The organism is Pseudomonas zhanjiangensis (assembly GCF_041027545.1).
GTDB classification, from domain to species: domain Bacteria; phylum Pseudomonadota; class Gammaproteobacteria; order Pseudomonadales; family Pseudomonadaceae; genus Aquipseudomonas; species Aquipseudomonas zhanjiangensis.
The window spans coordinates 1-1,108 of record NZ_JBFTEG010000051.1 but is presented as its reverse complement, the minus strand read 5'-3'; the positions used below and the strand labels follow the sequence as shown (position 1 = coordinate 1,108).

The 1,108-nt window shown below is 47.0% G+C and carries 2 protein-coding genes; both read left to right on the top strand.

Features of this window, described 5'->3' with window-relative positions:
* Nucleotides 1-193: 193 nt before the first annotated feature.
* Nucleotides 194-541: a hypothetical protein gene (locus AB5S05_RS22030; RefSeq protein WP_369289636.1), complete on the top strand. Its 348-nt coding sequence runs from the start codon at nucleotides 194-196 to the stop codon at nucleotides 539-541.
* Nucleotides 542-610: 69 nt separating this feature from the next.
* On the top strand, nucleotides 611-967 hold the full coding sequence (locus AB5S05_RS22025; protein ID WP_369289635.1) for a hypothetical protein: 357 nt from the start codon (nucleotides 611-613) through the stop codon (nucleotides 965-967).
* Nucleotides 968-1,108 lie beyond the last annotated feature (141 nt).

Sequence of the window (1,108 nt, the reverse complement as noted above, 5' to 3'; positions counted from 1 at the left end):
CGGCAACCTGGTAAACGGACTTGGCCAGATCAACTGCTATGCGTTTCATCAGCGCTCTCCCAGCGAACAGTCAACACCGTTATCGGTATAGAACCGGGGTGCGGGGAGAGTCCATTACAGCATTCAAACCGTTCGCTTCGCTCACTGGGACGGGCTAAAGCCCGCCCCTTAACCAAACGTTAGGAGCCCTACATTGCTTCTTCAAAATATCGAAATAGCAATCCACTACTCTGCGGGGCTGCTTTTGGTTGGGTTGGCGCTGCTAATTCTTGTATCACTAAATAAAACAGCAGGAATTTTAATAGGCATCTACGCCACTTATTCACTAATAATGCAATTTGCATTTAATGGCGCGTTAGGGCTTGGTTTTTTGGCGCAAATATTTTTAGAGACAAACTTTGAATTAGGCAAGCCATGGCCAGCAACGGGCGCTGTTGTGCTTGGAATAACTGGTGGCATTTCAAAACTAAGTCTTGCTGGCGGTATTTACTTCCTAGCCAGAGCATTAAAAACAAAAAAATGTGACCAGGCCCCTAACTAGTGGTTCAAATCGTTCGCTGCGCTCACTGGGACGGGCTAAAGCCCGCCCCTTAACCAAACGTTAGAAACTATGTATCAAATACCCAAAAAATTAGACTTGTCGGAAGCAATAGACCAATGCACAACGCAGCTACGCATTGGGCCATTCGACATCCAATTCAGCTTCGGCAAGGTTAATTTTAATATCCAGTCGCAAGTCATTCTCAAATCCCACGGCGAAACTATTGCACAGTGGGAAGAAGGTACATGGCCTGACGCGGCCTTCTATAAAGTCTTTAACGTTGCTATGGTCGACTGGCAGCTCCAAGAGAATAGTATTATTTTGCGTTTAGAAAATGGAATGGAAATGCAGCTCATGGCAGATAACGGCGGGTATGAATGCATGCAAATTTCTATTGAGGGGCAAGATATTCTGTGGGTCATTTAGCCGCTTCTAACTAGTGGTATATGGACTCTCCCCACAAGCAGTGAGCAATAGCTTTTCCAGCCCTGTCGTCAGTGCGGTTGCATTCGTATATCCGGCCTGTGTTGGGCGTTGCCGCCCTGGCCACTCTGTAGTTCGCACGAC